At 71.6% G+C, this 16,658-nt stretch carries 20 protein-coding genes and 4 tRNA genes; 18 read left to right on the top strand and 6 right to left on the bottom strand.

From position 1 onward, the window contains the following. The first annotated feature begins 184 nt into the window (after positions 1-184). Entirely contained in the window at positions 185-1,048 is an 864-nt protein-coding gene (gene htpX, locus AB0D01_RS28160) for a zinc metalloprotease HtpX (RefSeq protein WP_363060056.1), read from the top strand. Further along, complete coding sequence (locus AB0D01_RS28165; RefSeq protein ID WP_363060058.1) at positions 1,045-1,437, top strand: YccF domain-containing protein; 393 nt, start codon at positions 1,045-1,047, stop codon at positions 1,435-1,437. Before htpX ends, AB0D01_RS28165 begins: the two co-directional genes overlap by 4 nt. Before the next feature lie 206 nt (positions 1,438-1,643). Here the strand turns inward: AB0D01_RS28165 and AB0D01_RS28170 are convergent, their stop codons facing one another. Next, on the bottom strand, positions 1,644-2,132 hold the full coding sequence (locus AB0D01_RS28170; protein WP_363060060.1) for a YajQ family cyclic di-GMP-binding protein: 489 nt from the start codon (positions 2,130-2,132) through the stop codon (positions 1,644-1,646). 201 nt (positions 2,133-2,333) lie between these two features. Between AB0D01_RS28170 and AB0D01_RS28175 the strand changes: the two genes are divergently transcribed. Then, positions 2,334-2,415 (top strand) — tRNA-Tyr (locus AB0D01_RS28175). A gap of 127 nt (positions 2,416-2,542) precedes the next feature. Here the strand turns inward: AB0D01_RS28175 and AB0D01_RS28180 are convergent. Continuing rightward, positions 2,543-3,046 carry a hypothetical protein gene (locus tag AB0D01_RS28180; RefSeq protein ID WP_363060062.1) on the bottom strand — a complete coding sequence of 168 codons (504 nt, stop codon included), beginning with the start codon at positions 3,044-3,046 and terminating at the stop codon, positions 2,543-2,545. Positions 3,047-3,157: 111 nt separating this feature from the next. On the opposite strand from AB0D01_RS28180, the gene AB0D01_RS28185 reads away from it, so the two are divergent. Next, complete coding sequence (locus AB0D01_RS28185) at positions 3,158-3,598, top strand: DUF3574 domain-containing protein (RefSeq protein WP_363060064.1); 441 nt, start codon at positions 3,158-3,160, stop codon at positions 3,596-3,598. An 85-nt stretch (positions 3,599-3,683) separates the two neighbouring features. On the opposite strand, the gene AB0D01_RS28190 is transcribed toward AB0D01_RS28185, so the two are convergent. Further along, positions 3,684-4,340, bottom strand: coding sequence for an SDR family oxidoreductase (locus tag AB0D01_RS28190; RefSeq protein ID WP_363060066.1), 657 nt, complete (start codon positions 4,338-4,340; stop codon positions 3,684-3,686). 65 nt (positions 4,341-4,405) lie between these two features. Continuing rightward, a complete protein-coding gene (locus AB0D01_RS28195) occupies positions 4,406-5,716 on the bottom strand; it encodes an amidohydrolase family protein (RefSeq protein WP_363060068.1) in 1,311 nt (436 codons plus the stop codon). 425 nt (positions 5,717-6,141) lie between these two features. Here AB0D01_RS28195 and AB0D01_RS28200 point away from each other — a divergent pair. The 10 genes from AB0D01_RS28200 (at position 6,142) to AB0D01_RS28245 (ending at position 11,927) form a co-directional block, all read left to right on the top strand. Further along, positions 6,142-6,214: transfer RNA gene (locus AB0D01_RS28200), tRNA-Thr, on the top strand. Between the two features lie 48 nt (positions 6,215-6,262). Next, positions 6,263-6,335, top strand: a tRNA-Met gene (locus AB0D01_RS28205). Between the two features lie 88 nt (positions 6,336-6,423). Then, positions 6,424-6,588, top strand: a complete 165-nt coding sequence (gene rpmG / locus AB0D01_RS28210) for a 50S ribosomal protein L33 (protein ID WP_007265873.1) — start codon at positions 6,424-6,426, stop codon at positions 6,586-6,588. 118 nt (positions 6,589-6,706) lie between these two features. After that, positions 6,707-7,159 carry a MaoC family dehydratase N-terminal domain-containing protein gene (locus tag AB0D01_RS28215; protein ID WP_363060070.1) on the top strand — a complete coding sequence of 151 codons (453 nt, stop codon included), beginning with the start codon at positions 6,707-6,709 and terminating at the stop codon, positions 7,157-7,159. A 1-nt stretch (position 7,160) separates the two neighbouring features. Continuing rightward, entirely contained in the window at positions 7,161-7,589 is a 429-nt protein-coding gene (locus tag AB0D01_RS28220) for a MaoC family dehydratase (protein ID WP_363060072.1), read from the top strand. A gap of 120 nt (positions 7,590-7,709) precedes the next feature. Further along, positions 7,710-8,345, top strand: a complete 636-nt coding sequence (locus tag AB0D01_RS28225) for a TetR/AcrR family transcriptional regulator (protein WP_363060074.1) — start codon at positions 7,710-7,712, stop codon at positions 8,343-8,345. 79 nt (positions 8,346-8,424) lie between these two features. After that, complete coding sequence (locus AB0D01_RS28230) at positions 8,425-9,897, top strand: DHA2 family efflux MFS transporter permease subunit (protein ID WP_363060075.1); 1,473 nt, start codon at positions 8,425-8,427, stop codon at positions 9,895-9,897. A gap of 76 nt (positions 9,898-9,973) precedes the next feature. After that, a complete protein-coding gene (locus AB0D01_RS28235) occupies positions 9,974-10,408 on the top strand; it encodes a DUF3291 domain-containing protein (RefSeq protein WP_363060077.1) in 435 nt (144 codons plus the stop codon). 24 nt (positions 10,409-10,432) lie between these two features. After that, complete coding sequence (locus AB0D01_RS28240; RefSeq protein ID WP_363060079.1) at positions 10,433-11,509, top strand: UDP-N-acetylmuramate dehydrogenase; 1,077 nt, start codon at positions 10,433-10,435, stop codon at positions 11,507-11,509. 1 nt (position 11,510) lies between these two features. Beyond that, positions 11,511-11,927 carry a hypothetical protein gene (locus tag AB0D01_RS28245; RefSeq protein ID WP_363060081.1) on the top strand — a complete coding sequence of 139 codons (417 nt, stop codon included), beginning with the start codon at positions 11,511-11,513 and terminating at the stop codon, positions 11,925-11,927. Here AB0D01_RS28245 and AB0D01_RS28250 read toward each other — a convergent pair. Then, positions 11,917-12,936 carry an adenosine deaminase gene (locus tag AB0D01_RS28250; RefSeq protein WP_363060083.1) on the bottom strand — a complete coding sequence of 340 codons (1,020 nt, stop codon included), beginning with the start codon at positions 12,934-12,936 and terminating at the stop codon, positions 11,917-11,919. The genes AB0D01_RS28245 and AB0D01_RS28250 overlap by 11 nt on opposite strands. Before the next feature lie 180 nt (positions 12,937-13,116). Continuing rightward, positions 13,117-14,343 carry a pyridoxal phosphate-dependent aminotransferase gene (locus tag AB0D01_RS28255; RefSeq protein ID WP_363060085.1) on the bottom strand — a complete coding sequence of 409 codons (1,227 nt, stop codon included), beginning with the start codon at positions 14,341-14,343 and terminating at the stop codon, positions 13,117-13,119. Positions 14,344-14,535: 192 nt separating this feature from the next. Here AB0D01_RS28255 and AB0D01_RS28260 point away from each other — a divergent pair. The 4 genes from AB0D01_RS28260 (at position 14,536) to rplK (ending at position 16,579) form a co-directional block, all read left to right on the top strand. Beyond that, positions 14,536-14,608: transfer RNA gene (locus tag AB0D01_RS28260), tRNA-Trp, on the top strand. Between the two features lie 105 nt (positions 14,609-14,713). Continuing rightward, positions 14,714-14,995 carry a preprotein translocase subunit SecE gene (gene secE / locus AB0D01_RS28265; protein ID WP_363060087.1) on the top strand — a complete coding sequence of 94 codons (282 nt, stop codon included), beginning with the start codon at positions 14,714-14,716 and terminating at the stop codon, positions 14,993-14,995. An 84-nt stretch (positions 14,996-15,079) separates the two neighbouring features. Next, entirely contained in the window at positions 15,080-15,979 is a 900-nt protein-coding gene (nusG, locus tag AB0D01_RS28270) for a transcription termination/antitermination protein NusG (protein ID WP_363060089.1), read from the top strand. Positions 15,980-16,144: 165 nt separating this feature from the next. Beyond that, positions 16,145-16,579 carry a 50S ribosomal protein L11 gene (gene rplK, locus AB0D01_RS28275; RefSeq protein WP_249767327.1) on the top strand — a complete coding sequence of 145 codons (435 nt, stop codon included), beginning with the start codon at positions 16,145-16,147 and terminating at the stop codon, positions 16,577-16,579. Positions 16,580-16,658 lie beyond the last annotated feature (79 nt).

Here is a 16,658-nt window from a genome sequence, read left to right on the forward strand (position 1 = left end):
GCGCCGGCCCCTCCCGCGCGCCCCCGCCGGGGCCCGCCGGGCCGCCCGGTGCCCCGGGGCGGCCCCCGGCGGCCGGGAACCAGACACCTCCACCTCGCGTTGACCAGGAAGGGAGGGTCCACTGGACCGAAGGCCCCGGTATCCGTCACGGGGTTCTCCCACCGCACCACTTGGAGGGCGTACCGTGCACCGCCGGCACAACGGGCTGAAGACCGCCGTACTCCTCGGCGGGATGTCCGCACTCATCATCGTCATCGGAAGCTTCTTCGGACGGACCGGCCTCATCGTCGCCGTCCTCGTCGCCCTCGGGACGAACGCGTACGCGTACTGGAACAGCGACAAGCTCGCTCTACGCGCGATGCGCGCCCGCCCCGTCAGCGAGTTCGAGGCACCCGAGCTCTACCGGATGGTGCGCGAGCTCTCCACCTCCGCGCGCCGGCCCATGCCGCGCCTCTACATCTCCCCGACCGAGGCGCCCAACGCCTTCGCGACCGGCCGCAACCCGCGCAACGCGGCGGTCTGCTGCACCGAGGGCATCCTGCGCATCCTCGACGAGCGCGAGCTGCGCGGGGTCATCGGCCACGAGCTCAGCCACGTCTACAACCGCGACATCCTGATCTCGTCGGTCGCCGGCGCCCTCGCCTCCGTGATCATGTTCCTGGTGAACTTCGCCTGGCTGATCCCCATCGGCCGCTCCAACGACGACGAGGGCCCCGGCCTGCTCGGCATGCTGCTGATCATGCTCCTCGGCCCGATCGCCGCCTCCGTGATCCAGCTCGCCATCAGCCGCTCCCGGGAGTACGAGGCCGACGCCTCCGGTGCCCAGCTCACCGGCGACCCCCTCGCCCTGGCCAGCGCCCTGCGCAAGCTCGACGCGGGCACCAAGCAGCTCCCGCTGCCCCCCGAGCCCCGCCTGGAGACGGCGAGCCACATGATGATCGCCAACCCCTTCCGCCCCGGGGCCGGACTCTCGAAGATGTTCTCGACCCACCCCCCGATGGCCGAGCGCATCGCCCGGCTCGAACAGATGGCAGGACACAGCCGGTGAAAACCATCCTCAACGTCATATGGCTCGTGCTCAGCGGGATCTGGCTGTTCCTCGGCTACTGCCTGGCCGGCGTCCTGCTCTGCATCACCATCATCGGCATCCCCTTCGGCATCGCGGCCTTCCGCATCGCCGTCTACGCCCTGTGGCCCTTCGGGTACACCACCGTCGAGCGCCGCGACGCGGGCGCCGGCTCCTGCGTCGGCAACGTCCTGTGGCTGATCCTCGCGGGCTGGTGGCTGGCCATCGGCCACGTCGTCACGGGCGTCCTGCTCTGCGTCACGATCATCGGCATCCCGTTCGGCATCGCCAACTTCAAGATGGTGCCGCTCTCCCTGCTGCCCCTGGGCCGCGAGATCGTCCCGACGGACGCCCCCTTCGCCACCCGCTGAGGCCCCGGACGCCCCGGTCGCCCCTCCGCGGTCATCCCGAGGGGCGCCCGTTGCACCGGCAAGCATCCGCCCCGCGCGTTCGCGACCGCACAGATCCGGCGGGTGCCGACGACGAAGGGCACAACGCGGGCGGCCGCCGGGCGAACCCGGCGGTCTGCCCCCGTTGTGCCCCTCGGGTCAGACGGAGACGAACGCGATCGTGATGATCAGCGGTAGTTCACGAACTGGATCGCGAAGTCCAGCTCCTTGCCCTTGAGGAGGGCCTGGACGGCCTGGAGGTCGTCACGGCTCTTGGAGCTGACGCGCAGCTCCTCGCCCTGGACCTGGGCCTTGACGCCCTTGGGACCCTCATCGCGGATGATCTTGGCGACCTTCTTGGCGTTCTCCTGGGAGATGCCCTCCTCGATGGAGGCGAAGATCTTGTACTCCTTGCCGGACAGCTGGGGCTCGCCGGCGTCGAGCGCCTTCAGCGAGATACCGCGCTTGACCAGCTTGGTCTCGAACACGTCGAGGACCGCCTTGACGCGCTCCTCGGAGACGGCCTCCATGAGGATCTTCTCGCCGGACCAGGCGATCGTGGCGCCCGTGCCCTTGAAGTCGTAGCGCTGCGAGAGTTCCTTGGCGGTCTGGTTGAGGGCGTTGTCGACCTCCTGCCGCTCGACCTTCGAGACGATGTCGAAACTGGAGTCGGCCATGTGCTGTGGCTCCTTGAAGTCGGCTGTGGTGTGCCCCGAAGGGCGCGGCCGGACATCCCCGGCCCGCTCCGCAAAGCCTAGCCACCACGCCCACGTGCGGCGCAGATCAATCCGGTGGCGAACCACCCCCGCACATCGGGTATCGTTTACGTCGTTGCCAGGGAGCGCCGCCGCAAGGCGGAAAAAATGGCAGCGTCTCTTGGCGGTGTGCCCGAGTGGCCAAAGGGAGCAGACTGTAAATCTGCCGGCTCAGCCTACCCAGGTTCGAACCCTGGCGCCGCCACGCGAGTGGAACCCCCGTTCATCTGCGGAAACGCGGTGACCGGGGGTTTCTTCGTTTTCCGACCCCCGCCGCGAGGGTTCGCCGCCGCGCTCGCCCCTGCGTAGGAGCGGGCGCCGCGAGCCGGACGCTACGGGGCGGTGACCGTCAGGTGGTAGGTCGTGTCCACCCAGAACCCGTTCGTGGCCGAGGCGTCGATCTCCAGGACGAACTGGCCCGCCGGGAGGGGCTCCACCACGCACCACAGACCCCACGCGATCCGGGGTATCCCCACCGCCCCGAACAGCGGCGAGGAGAACTCGGCCACGTCCAGCGGAGAGCTGTTCAGCGCCGCCGACGCCCGGGTCACCTCCATCCGCCACGGCTTCGTCACGAACGGCACGGCCGGACGCTGCGTGTTCAGCACCGGGAAGAACAGCGGACGGCCCGCCGGGATGCCGCACCGGCGCACCACCCGCCCGCCGTAGGTGCCCGCGAGGAACCACACGTCCTCCGGCTGCCGCCACCCCGCGTGCGCGCCCGTCGTGTCGGCCACCGGGCTCTGGTCGAGCGGCGCCGACAGCGCCCACTTCCACCACCGGGCCGCGAGCCGCCCGCCCTCCACCGCGCCGACCTGCCGGTTTCCGTCTCCCATGACCCGCCCCCACCCCTCCGTACGACGACGGCCACCCCCCGGTGGCCGATCCTCGTGACCCTATCGGGCGCCTCCCGCGCACCGATGGGCGCGGCCCGTCGTTCACGGGGCGTGACATGGACATCGGACACACGGGGGAAGGTCGGCGGCGGCGTCCTGATGGCCCTGCTCGGCGCCGGGATCCCGGCCCTGGTGGGGGCGGCGCTGGACAGCCACGTCGGGGAGCCCTACCGCGAGACCCGGCTCTACTTCGGCACAAAGCGCCCGGGCGCCGCGGGCCCCGTCACCCCGGCGGAGTTCACCCGGTTCCTCGACGGCGAGGTCACCCCCGCGTTCCCCGAGGGGTTCACCTTCCACGAGGGGCACGGCCAATGGCGCGACGCGCGGGGCGCGCTCGCCCGCGAGAGCGCGTACGAGGTCGTGCTCCACTACCCGGAGCAGGAGGCCGAGGAGCGCGGGGCGCACGTCGAGGCGATCCGCAGGGCCTACGAGAGGCGCTTCCACCAGGAGTCCGTCGGACGCTCCGACGACAAGCTGGAAGCGGAGTTCTGAGCCGGGCTCAGCGCCCGTCCCACGCCCGTCCGTCGCCCGCCCGACGCCCGGGGCCGGGATCGTCGTCCCCGGCCCGGTCGGCCCCTCAGTTGCCCGCCATGTCCTTCACCGCCACCGACACCGGCGTGGAGCCCTGGACGAGCTCCAGCGTCAGGCCCGCCGTCGCCGGCGTCTCCACCAGCTCCGCCAGCACCGCCGCGACGTCGTCACGGGTCACCGGGCCCCGACCGGCGTGCGCCTCCAGGCGCACCAGGCCCCGGCCGGCGTCGTCGGTCAGCGTCCCCGGCCGCAGGATCGTCCACTCCAGGCCCAGCCGGGTGCGCAGGTGGTCGTCCGCCTCGCCCTTGGCCCGCAGGTACACGTCGAAGACCTCGTCGCCCTCGCGGCGGGCGTCCGAGCCCATCGTGGAGACCATCAGGAAGCGGCGCACGCGGGCCCGTTCGGCGGCGTCGGCGAACAGCACCGCCGCGGCCCGGTCCACGGTGTCCTTGCGCGCGGCCCCGCTGCCGGGACCGGCGCCGGCGGCGAACACCACCACGTCCGCGCCCTGGAGGATGCCCGCCACGTGCTCGACGGAAGCCGACTCCAGGTCGCACAGCACCGGTTCGGCGCCCGCCTCCCGCAGGTCGTCGCCCTGCTCCGGGTCGCGGATGATCCCCGCGACCTCGTACCCGCGCGCGGAGAGCAGCCGCTCCAGCCGCAGCGCGATCCGACCGTGTCCACCAGCGATGACGATGCGCATGTCCCGACCGTACGACGAGCCGGCCGCCCACGCCCGCGATGGTGCGCCCGCGCACCGGGGCGGGATCAGGGCCCGGGCTCCACACGGCCCTGCCTGGGCAGGTCCAGGGCGACCGCCACGGCCGAGTCGCAGTACTCCCGTACGGCACTCGTCCGGGCTACGACGCGCCCCCGGTGGATCACGATCCGGCTGTACGCCAGGGAGAGCACCCCCGCGATCCGCTCCCCGCGCACGGCCAGCAGCTCCGCCGGGAACCCGGCCTCCACCCGGACCTCGGGCAGCGCCATGGCCTCGCGGGCGTGGGCGCTGACGGCCTCGTAGGCCTCCATCGGCCGCAGCCCGCCCTGGGAGGCCAGCAGGTACGCGGCTTCGAGCGGATCGCCCCGGCCCACCGGGTTGCCGGCGTCCCGCAACGCCCCGCTGCCCGCGGCGACCCGGACCCCGGCGGAGCGCAGCAGGCGGACGGGGGCGGTGCGCAGGCCGCGGCGTTCCAGGGCCGCGCAGTCGCCCTGGGGCAGGCAGGTGACCCGTACGCCGGCCGCGGCGAGCCGGTCGGCCGTGCGGGCGGCGACGTCCAGGGGGAGGCGCGACAGACCGCCGCAGGGGCCGATGGTCACGCCGGGCCGCAGCCCCCCGGCCATCGCGGCCAGCCGGGCGAGGCGGCCCGGGTCGTCACCGTCCGTGTGGAGGTCGACGGGGCAGCCGTGTTCGTCGGCCAGTTCCAGGACCGCTTCGAGGAAGCCCGTCGGGTCGGGGTCCAGGTCGGGGCAGCCGCCGATCACGCAGGCGCCCATCTTGACGGCGTCGCGCAGCATGGCGAGCCCGTCGGCGCCGGCGGCCCCCGTCAGCAGTCGGGGCACGGCCACGGCGGTCAGGTCGGCCAGCCCGCGCAGGGAGCGGCGGGCCTGGAGCACGGCCTCCAGCGGGCCGAGCCCGTGGACGTCGCCGATGCGCACGTGGGAGCGGACGGCCGTCGCCCCGTGGCCGAGCTGGAGCAGCGCGGCCTCGGTGGCGCGGCGCTGCACCTCCTCGGGGGCGTACGAGACGGGCCCCTCGGCGTCGGCGGTCAGGGCGGTGTCCCCGTGGGCGTGCGGTTCGGCGGGGGCGGGCAGGAGCAGGTACCCGCGCAGGTCGACCCGGGCCAGGGCGGGCGCGGGGAGGCTGCCCGCCGTGCCGACGGCCTGGATGCGCCCGGCGCCGATGCGGACGTCGACGGTCCGCCCGTCGGTCAGCCGGGCCCCGGTCAGGAGCAGGCCGGTGCCCTCGGGGCCGGGGGTGCCGAGGGGCGGACGGGCCGGGTTCCGGGCGGGCCCGCCGGCCCCGGCCTGGTTCCGCGAGGACGGGGGCGGCGGCTGCTGCGGCTGGCTGTCGGACATCGCGCTCCTGCGGGGGCTCGGGCGGTTCCTGTGCCGTGGCCGCGGCCTGCGGCCCAAGATCACGCAGCGTGCTCAGAGCCTAGGGCGCGGGGGTCTTCGGTTCGCGGAAGGGCGCAATAGTCGTACCGGTGTGTGCCCGGGGGTCGTGGGTCCCGTGCGGTCCCGGCGCCCGCGCCCGTGTCCGTGCCGTCGGACGGGCCCGCGCCGCCGGACGGGCCCGCGCACGCGCCGCCGGGCACACCGCCGCACGCGCCGCCGGGCGCGCCCGCGCGGGCGCGGGCTGTGACCCCGGCCACAAACGGGCCGAAAAACGGCCCGGAAGCCCTCCGGGCGTTGATCGAAATCCCGGCCGGACCTCTTCCGAGGCCAGTCCCCGCAAAGGATTTGGGCGATCGGCCGGCAACCGTGTAATGTCTTCCTCGCTCGCCCCAATAGCTCAGTCGGTAGAGCGTCTCCATGGTAAGGAGAAGGTCTGCGGTTCGATTCCGCATTGGGGCTCTGGTGAGAGAGGTTCCCCACCCTCGGGTGGGGAACGGATCTCATCAAAGCGGCGTAGCTCAGTCGGTAGAGCAAGCGGCTCATAATCGCTGTGTCACCGGTTCAAGTCCGGTCGCCGCTACCCACAGTAGCCGATTGCGGGGTCGGTCTCCCGATCGGCTACTCTTTTATGCGTTCATCCGTCCCATAGTCCGTCAAGGAGCACTCACGTGGCTGCCACCGACGTCCGCCCGAAGATCACGCTGGCCTGCGTGGAGTGCAAGGAGCGGAACTACATCACCAAGAAGAACCGGCGTAACAACCCGGACCGCATGGAGATGAAGAAGCACTGCCCGCGCTGCAACTCGCACACCGCGCACCGCGAGACCCGCTGATCCTGGCGAAGTCTCGAATATAGGCACCGTCATGAGGTCGTCCCCTTCATTGGGGGGCGGCCTTGTGTCGTTTCCGGACCGGGATCTTTCGTGTCCCTTCAACAGGAGGTAGTGAGCCATGGCCCTCGACCAGACCTTCGTGGGGCGGACCTACCCGCCCACCGAGCCGTACGAGGTCGGCCGGGAGAAGATCCGCGAATTCGCGGTCGCGGTGGGTGACGGGAATCCCGCCTACACCGACCCCGAAGCCGCCAAGGCGCTCGGTCACCAGGATGTGATCGCTCCGCCGACTTTCGTGTTCGCGATCACGTTCGCGGCCGCGGGCCAGGTCATCGAGGACCCGCAGCTGGGTCTGGACTACAGCCGCGTGGTGCACGGGGACCAGAAGTTCTCCTACGTCCGCCCCGTGCGGGCCGGCGACCGGCTCACCGTCACCTCCACCATCGAGGCCGTGAAGTCCCTCGCGGGCAACGACATCGTCGACATCCGCGGTGAGGTCCACGACGAATCCGGCGAGCACGTTGTCACGGCGTGGACCAAGCTCGTTTCCCGCGCCCCCGAGGAGGCCTGAGATGACCGCGCAGATCCAGTACGCCGACGTCGAGGTCGGCACCGAGCTGCCGGCGCAGTCCTTCCCCGTGACGCGCGCCACCCTCGTCCGCTACGCCGGTGCCTCGGGTGACTTCAACCCGATCCACTGGAACGAGAAGTTCGCCAAGGAGGTCGGGCTGCCGGACGTGATCGCGCACGGCATGTTCACCATGGCCGAGGCGATCCGCGTGGTGACCGACTGGGCGGGCGACCCGGGCGCGGTCGTCGAGTACGGCGTCCGCTTCACCAAGCCGGTGGTCGTCCCCAACGACGACGAGGGCGCGCGCATCGAGGTCTCCGCGAAGGTCGCCGCCAAGCTGGACGACAACAAGGTGCGGGTGGACCTGGTGGCCATGAGCGCGGGCCAGAAGGTCCTCGGCATGTCCCGTGCGGTGGTCCGGCTCGCCTGAGCGGTCCGCCGCGCCGCCCGGGGCGGCCGGACGGGGGGACCCCGTGGGTACGGGGTCCCCGCCGATCGGGGCGGCCCCACCTCCTTGACGTAGTTAGTGAGTGCGTACTAACTTCGTCGTATGGCAAGGATGAGTGCGGAGGAGCGGCGCGAGAGCGTCATCCGGGCGGCGGTCCGGGAGTTCGCGCGCGGTGGGTACCACGGGACCTCCACCGAGGCGATCGCCAAGCGCGTCGGCGTCTCCCAGCCCTACCTCTTCCGGCTCTTCCCCGGCAAGCAGGCGATCTTCCTCGCGGCCGCCGCGCGCTGCATGGAGACCACCCGCGAGGCCTTCGCCGGCGCCGCCGAGGGGCTGGAGGGGGAAGAGGCCCTGGACGCGATGGCCGGCGCCTACACGCGGCTGATCGCCGAAGACCCGCACGTGCTCCAGATGCAGCTCCAGATGTACGTCACCGTCGCCGCGGCCGAGGCCGCCGGGGACCACGAACTCGGCGAGCTCGTCCGGGCCGGCTGGCTGGAGCTGTGGGACACCGTCGCGGTGCCGCTCGGCGGCGACGTGAAGGGGGTCACCTCCTTCATGGCCCTCGGGATGCTCATCAACACCCTCTCCGCCATGGGGTTCCCGGCCGGGCACCGCATCTGGGAGGGCATCCACCCCGTGGAGGGGGAGCCCGAGAAGGGGTCCGAGGGGCCCGAGGAGTCCCAGGGGTCCGAAGAGCCCGAGGGGCCCGAGGGGGTCGTCGTCGGGGCGGCGTGATCCGCGGGGGCGTTCGCGCCCCTTTTTTTGCCCGAGAAAGTTAGTCAGCAATAACTAACCAATCAGGGGGACCGCAGAGATGGAACAGCCGAAACTCCGGGAGACCGGCAGCCTCAAGGGCCCCGCCGCGTGGGCGCTCGTCCTCACCGGCGTCGCGAGCTTCATGGCCGCCCTCGACAACCTCGTCGTCACCACCGCCCTCCCCGCCATCCGCGCCGACCTCGGCGGCGGACTGGAGGAACTGGAGTGGACGGTGAACGCCTACACCGTCACCTTCGCCGTCCTGCTCCTCTTCGGCTCCGCCCTCGGCGACCGCTTCGGCCGCCGCCGTCTGTTCATCGGCGGCCTCGCGGTCTTCACCGCCGCCTCCGCCGCGGCCGCCCTCGCCCCCGGGATCGACGCCCTCATCGCCGCCCGCGCCGTCCAGGGCGTCGGTGCGGCCGTCATGATGCCGCTCTCCCTCACCCTGCTCACCGTCGCCGTCCCCGCCGCCCGCCGCGGCGTCGCCCTCGGGATCTACGGAGCCGTCGGCGGCATGGCGGTCGCCAGTGGCCCCCTCATCGGCGGCGCCCTCACCGAACACATCTCATGGCAGTGGATCTTCTGGCTCAACGTCCCCCTCGGCCTCGCCCTGATCCCGCTCGCCCGCCTGCGCCTCGCCGAGTCCACCCGACCGGACTCCCGCCTGGACGTCCCCGGCACCCTCCTCATCAGCGGCGGCCTCTTCGGCATCGTCTACGGCCTGGTCAACGCCAACTCCCACGGCTGGACCAGCCCCCGCGTCCTGACCGCCCTGACCGTCGGCACCGTCCTCGTCGCCGCCTTCGTCCGGCACGGCTTCCGCGCCGCGGACCCCGTGCTCCCCATGCGCCTCTTCCGCGACCGGGGATTCTTCGGGATCAACATCGCCTCCCTCCTGATGTACCTCGGGATGTTCGGCTCGGTCTTCCTGCTCAGCCAGTTCCTCCAGGGCGTCGCCGGCTACTCGCCCACCCAGGCCGGCCTGCGCATGCTGCCCTGGACCGGCATGACCGTCCTCGTCGCCCCCGTCGCCGGCATGGTCGCCGACCGCATCGGCGGCCGCCCCGTCGTCGTCACCGGCCTCGCCCTCCAGGCGATCGGCCTCGGCTGGTTCGCGGCGGCCCTCGACACCGACGTCCCCTACGTCGACCTGCTCCCCGCCCTCGTCCTCAGCGGCATCGGCATGTCCCTCTACTTCGCCCCCGCCAACCACGTCCTGATGTCCACGGTCGCCCCCGCCGACCAGGGCAAGGCCTCCGGCACCAACAGCGCCCTCCGCGAGGTCGGCGGCGCCCTCGGCGTGGCCGTCCTCGCCTCCGTCTTCTCCGCCCGCGGCGGCTACGAGACCCCGCGCGCCTTCACCGACGGCACCGTCCCCGCCCTGTGGATCGGCGCGGCCGTCGTCGCCCTCGCCGCCGCCCTGGCCCTGCTCCTGCCCCGCCGCACCCGGCCCGCGCCCGCGCCCACGCCCCCGAACGGCGCCGCCCCCACCGGATCCACCACGGCCGCCGTCCCCGCACGGGCCAGGTGACCGGCCCCCACACCGGCCCCCGCACCCGCCGCCACGCGCAACCGCACCCGGCACCCCCCGAAAGGAACGCGCCGTCATGCCCGACCTCCCCTGGACCACGCCCACCGCGCCCCACCCCGACGCCGAGGTCCACGTCATGGCCTCCCGCTTCGAGACCGCCACCCTCCTCGGCGCCGTACGGTTCTTCCTCAAGGCACCCGGCATCATCAAGCAGCTCCGCACCGCGCCCGGCGCCCACGGAGCCGCCCTGCGCGCCCGCGTCCTCGGCCGCACCTTCGTGACCCTCTCCGCCTGGGCGGACCCGGAGGCACTCCACCGCTTCGCCCGCGCCGAGCCGCACCGCACCAGCGCCCGCGCCGCCGCCGCCCACACCAAGGAGGCCGTCTTCACCTACTGGACCGCCCCGGCCTCCGCCCTCCCCATCGGCTGGGACGAGGCCGAACGCCGCCTCGCCGAGGAACGGAGCCGCCGCGCGACGGGCCACGGGCACGGCCACGGGCAGAGCCACTGAGTGCCCCGCCGTGAAGCGAGGGGGGTGGACCGTACTCTTGTCCACGTGCAGGAACTCCACGATGCCCCCCTCGCCCCGCTGACCACCTTCCGCCTCGGCGGTCCCGCGACCCGGCTCGTCGTCGCGACCACCGACGCCGAGGTCGTCGAGACCGTCCGCGCCGCGGACGCCGACGGCACCCCACTGCTCGTCATCGGCGGCGGCAGCAACCTGGTCATCGGCGACCAGGGCTTCGAAGGCACGGCCCTGCGCATCGCCACCACCGGCTTCACCCTCGACGGCACCACCCTGGAACTCGCCGCCGGCGAGAACTGGAGCGACGCCGTCGCCCGCACCGTCGAAGCCGGCCTCGCCGGCGTCGAATGCCTCGCGGGCATCCCCGGCTCCGCCGGCGCCACCCCGATCCAGAACGTCGGCGCGTACGGGCAGGAGGTCTGCGACACCATCACCGAGGTCGTCGCCTACGACCGCACCACCGACGAGACCGTCACCCTCACCGCCGCCGAGTGCGCCTTCCGCTACCGCGACAGCACCTTCAAGGACCAGCCCGGCCGCTACGTCGTCCTGCGCGTCCGCTTCGCCCTGGAGGACGCGGGCGGCCTCTCCGCCCCCATCAAGTACCCCGAGACCGCCCGCGCCCTCGGCGTCGAGGCCGGCGACCGCGTCCCGGCCGCCCTCGCCCGCGAGACCGTCCTGCGCCTGCGCGCCGGCAAGGGCATGGTCCTCGACCCGACCGACCACGACACCTGGTCCGCCGGCTCCTTCTTCCACAACCCGATCCTCACCGACGAGGCCTACGCCGCCTTCCTCGCCCGCGCCCACGACCGCCTCGGCCCCGACACCGCCCCGCCCGCCTACCCGGCCGGCGAAGGCCGTACGAAGACCAGCGCCGCCTGGCTCATCGACAAGGCCGGCTTCACCAAGGGCTACGGCACCGGACCCGCCCGGATCTCCACCAAGCACACCCTCGCCCTCACCAACCGGGGCGAGGCCACCACCGAGGACCTGCTCGCCCTCGCCCGCGAGGTCGTCGCCGGCGTGCACGAGGCCTTCGGCGTCACCCTCGTCAACGAGCCGGTGACGGTCGGCGTCCGCCTCTGACATGCACTGCCCCCTGCACGGGGCCGGTACGGACCCGACGCGCCTGGTGGGACGCCGGATCAACCGGGTCGTCGCTTCCTGGCACCTCTGCGAAGGCGAACGCTCCGAGGCGCCGCTCGACGTCTGGCTGATCGACGACTCCGGCGACTCCATCCGGATCACCACCGGGTCCGACCAGTGCCTCATCGTCGAATCCGCCACCCCCCACGAGCCCTACGACATGGGGGAGTGGGGGCGCGTCGAGGTCGGCGAGGACCTGGGCCACCACCCCTTCCTGCGCCACCTCGGCGAGACGGTGACCTCCGTCGCCGAGTTCGCGCTGCCCGACCGGGGCCGCACCCACCTGGAGATCGGCTTCCCGGACGGCCGGCGCGTACGGGCCGACTGCCACGAAGGGGACCTGCGGCTCACCCGTTGAGCCAGTGGTCGACCCCCGCCAGCAGCTTGTCCTTCACCTCCTGCGGAGCCGCCGACCCCCGCACCGACTGCCGCGCCAGCTCGGCGAGTTCGGCGTCCGTGAAGGCGTGGTACCGGCGGGCGATCCCGTACTGCGCCGCCAACCGCGACCCGAACAGCAGCGGGTCGTCCGCACCCAGCGCCATCGGCACCCCGGCCTCGAAGAGCGTGCGCAGCGGCACGTCCTCGTGCCGCTCGTACACCCCGAGCGCCACGTTCGAGGCCGGGCAGACCTCGCAGGTGATCTGCCGGTCGGCCAGTCGCCGCAGCAGCCTCGGATCCTCGGCGGCCCGCACCCCGTGCCCGATGCGCGAGGCGTGCAGGTCGTCCAGACAGTCCCGGACCGAGGACGGCCCCGTCAGCTCCCCGCCGTGCGGGGCCGCGAGGAGACCGCCCTCACGGGCGATGGCGAAGGCCCGGTCGAAGTCACGGGCCATGCCGCGGCGCTCGTCGTTGGACAACCCGAAGCCGACGATGCCGCGGTCGGCGTAGCGGACGGCCAGGCGGGCGAGCGTACGGGCGTCCAGGGGGTGCTTCATCCGGTTCGCCGCGATCAGCACCCGCATCCCGAGCCCGGTCTCGCGGGAGGCAGCGTCCACGGCGTCGAGGATGATCTCGACGGCCGGGATCATCCCGCCGAGGAGCGGCGCGTAGGAGGTGGGATCGACCTGGATCTCCAGCCAGCCGCTGCCGTCCCGTACGTCCTCCTCCGCGGCCTCGCGCACCAGGCGGCGGATGTCGTCGGGTTCGCGCAGACAGCTGCGGGCGGCGTCGTAGAGCCGCTGGAAGCGGAACCAGCCGCGCTCGTCGGTGGCCCGGAGTTTGGGCGGCTCCCCGGCGGTCAGCGCGTCGGGCAGGCGCACGCCGTACTTGTCGGCGAGCTCCAACAGCGTCGACGGGCGCATCGAGCCGGTGAAGTGCAGGTGGAGGTGGGCCTTCGGCAGAAGCGTGAGATCGCGTACGTGCTCCATCAGCCGATCCTGCCGCATCGATCACCCGATTGGCAGCGCATTACCTGAACGGGACATTGCCCGAACGCGAATCCGAGGCGCCGCCGAGACCCGGCCGGGTACGCGGGCCGGGTACGCCGCAGGGGCGGCACCCGTGCGGGTACCGCCCCTGCGGCGCGCGTACGTGCGTACGGGCCGGGCCTAGGCCTTGGCCTCCGCGAGGAGCTTCTGGATGCGGGACACGCCCTCGACCAGGTCCTCGTCGCCCAGGGCGTAGGACAGGCGCAGGTAACCCGGGGTGCCGAAGGCCTCGCCCGGGACGACCGCGACCTCGGCCTCGTCCAGGATCAGCGCGGCGAGCTCGACGGAGGTCTGCGGGCGCTTGCCGCGGATCTCCTTGCCGAGCAGGTCCTTGACCGCCGGGTAGACGTAGAACGCGCCCTCGGGGGTCGGGCAGAAGACGCCGTCGATCTCGTTGAGCATCCGCACGATCGTCTGGCGGCGGCGGTCGAAGGCCGTGCGCATCTCGTGCACGGCGTCCAGGTTGCCCGAGACGGCGGCGAGCGCCGCGACCTGGGCGACGTTGGAGACGTTGGAGGTGGCGTGCGACTGGAGGTTGGTCGCCGCCTTCACCACGTCCTTCGGGCCGACGATCCAGCCCACGCGCCAACCCGTCATCGCGTACGTCTTGGCGACGCCGTTGACGATGACGCACTTGTCGGCCAGCTCGGGGACGATCGCCGGGAGCGAGACGAACTTCGCGTCCCCGTAGACCAGGTGCTCGTAGATCTCGTCCGTCAGCACCCACAGGCCGTGCTCGACGGCCCACCGGCCGATGGCCTCGGCGTCGGCCTCCGAGTAGACCGCGCCCGTCGGGTTCGACGGGGAGACGAACAGGACGACCTTGGTGCGCTCGGTGCGCGCGGCCTCCAGCTGCTCGACGGAGACCCGGTAACCGGTGGTCTCGTCGGCGACGACCTCGACCGGGACACCGCCGGCGAGGCGGATCGACTCCGGGTAGGTGGTCCAGTAGGGGGCCGGGACGATGACCTCGTCGCCCGGGTCGAGGATGGCGGCGAAGGCCTCGTAGATGGCCTGCTTGCCACCGTTGGTGACCAGGACCTGGGAAGCGTCCACCTCGTAACCGGAGTCGCGCAGCGTCTTGGCGGCGATGGCGGCCTTCAGCTCGGGCAGGCCGCCGGCCGGCGTGTAGCGGTGGTACTTCGGGTTGCGGCAGGCCTCGACCGCGGCTTCGACGATGTAGTCCGGGGTCGGGAAGTCGGGCTCGCCCGCGCCGAAGCCGATCACCGGACGACCGGCGGCCTTGAGGGCCTTGGCCTTGGCGTCCACGGCGAGGGTGGCGGACTCGGAAATGGCGCCGATACGGGCGGACACCCGGCGCTCGGAGGAAGGCGTTGCAGAGGTCATGCGGCCAATCGTCCCAGACGCCTCCGAGGGCCCGCACACCGTTTCAGTCACCGGACGGAGCAGGTCCGGATGTCTTCTGTTCGACGTCAGGGCCAGGACCACGTACACTCACCTGTCGTTGGTCCTCAACATCCGCCCCAGAGCGTGAGCACTCCGTGCACTCGCCCGGATGCGGTAGGTTGGGGAGCGCAAAGGGTCGTAGCTCAATTGGTAGAGCACTGGTCTCCAAAACCAGCGGTTGGGGGTTCGAGTCCCTCCGGCCCTGCTTCACACTCCGTCTCGGACGTGTGCGCAGGTACGTACTTCGATGCAACGCCGTGCGGCGCAACCGGGCGCGGCTACGGCCACGACCCGGATTCAGGTGAGAGACGTGACGGACGCCCTGGGCTCCATCGACATGCCTGACGCCGAGGACGACACGCGCGAGAAGAAGGCCCGCAAGGGCGGCAAGCGCGGCAAGAAGGGCCCTCTGGGCCGCCTCGCGCTTTTCTACCGCCAGATCGTCGCGGAACTCCGCAAGGTCGTATGGCCCACTCGGAACCAGCTCTCGACGTACACCACCGTGGTGATCGTCTTCGTCGTGATCATGATCGCTCTGGTGACCGTGATTGACTATGGGTTCCAGGAAGCCATCAAGTTCGTCTTCGGCTGATCCCCGCGGAGGGCGGCGCCTTGATGGGTGCCGCCCGTTTTCGCATGTTCCACCACCTTTTGTATCCAGGAAGAAGCAGCCACCGTGTCTGACCCGAACCTGAACGCGAGCCACGACTCCGTCGAGTCCGTCGAGGACGAGCTCGACATCGTCGAGGCGGCAGACGCTGTGGACCCTGACGAGGCGGAGCTCGCCGACATCGAGGCCGGCGACGCCGCCGAAGAGGCCGCGCTCCACGTCGAGTCCGACGAGGACGAGGACGCCGAGGACGACTCCGACGAGGACGCCGAGACCGACGACGACGCGGAGGTCGAGGCCGCCGACGACGTCGAGGTCGAAGAGGTCGAGGCCGAGCCCGCCGAGCCGGTGGACCCGATCCAGGCCCTGCGCGACGAGCTGCGCCTGCTCCCCGGCGAGTGGTACGTCATCCACACCTACGCGGGCTACGAGAAGCGCGTGAAGGCGAACCTGGAGCAGCGTGCGGTCTCGCTGAACGTCGAGGAGTTCATCTACCAGGCCGAGGTGCCCGAGGAAGAGATCGTCCAGATCAAGAACGGCGAGCGCAAGAACGTCCGGCAGAACAAGCTGCCCGGTTACGTTCTCGTCCGCATGGATCTGACGAACGAGTCCTGGGGCGTCGTCCGCAACACCCCGGGCGTCACCGGCTTCGTCGGCAACGCGTACGACCCGTACCCGCTGACCCTCGACGAGATCGTCAAGATGCTCGCCCCCGAGGCGCAGGAGAAGGCCGCCAAGCAGGCCGCCGAGGACGCCGGTCTGCCGGCCCCCGCGGTCAAGCGCACCATCGAGGTCCTGGACTTCGAGGTCGGCGACTCGGTCACCGTCACCGACGGCCCCTTCGCCACGCTCCAGGCCACGATCAACGAGATCAACCCGGACTCGAAGAAGGTCAAGGGCCTCGTGGAGATCTTCGGCCGCGAGACCCCGGTCGAGCTGAGCTTCGACCAGATCCAGAAGAACTGATCTTCTGAGCAAAGCTTCCGAATCAGGTCAGACCGGCCCGCAAAGGGCGGTCTGACCTGCTCGGTTTTTAGCCCCGCACCGATACCCGTTATCGTGGTGCGGTATGCCTCCATCCGGATGACCGGAAGGAAGGCTGAAAACTCTCACTAGGACCCGGAGAGAGCAATGCCTCCCAAGAAGAAGAAGGTCACGGGGCTTATCAAGCTCCAGATCAAGGCCGGTGCGGCCAACCCGGCTCCGCCGGTCGGCCCCGCGCTCGGTCAGCACGGCGTCAACATCATGGAGTTCTGCAAGGCCTACAACGCCGCGACCGAGTCGCAGCGTGGCATGGTCGTGCCGGTGGAGATCACGGTCTACGAGGACCGTTCCTTCACCTTCATCACCAAGACCCCGCCGGCCGCGCGCCTCATCCTGAAGAGCGCGGGCATCGAGAAGGGCTCCGGCGAGCCGCACAAGACCAAGGTCGCGAAGCTCACGCGTGACCAGGTCCGCGAGATCGCCACGATCAAGCTGCCCGACCTCAACGCGAACGACCTCGACGCCGCCGAGAAGATCATCGCCGGCACCGCCCGTTCGATGGGCGTCACGGTCGAGGGCTGATCCAGCCCCTCGCAGTTCCCCAGTGGTAGGGCCAAGCGCTGGTCCGCACCACGACTCCATGCCTGAAGCACTTACACAG

Source organism: Streptomyces sp. NPDC048606, assembly GCF_040650855.1.
Classification (GTDB): domain Bacteria; phylum Actinomycetota; class Actinomycetes; order Streptomycetales; family Streptomycetaceae; genus Streptomyces.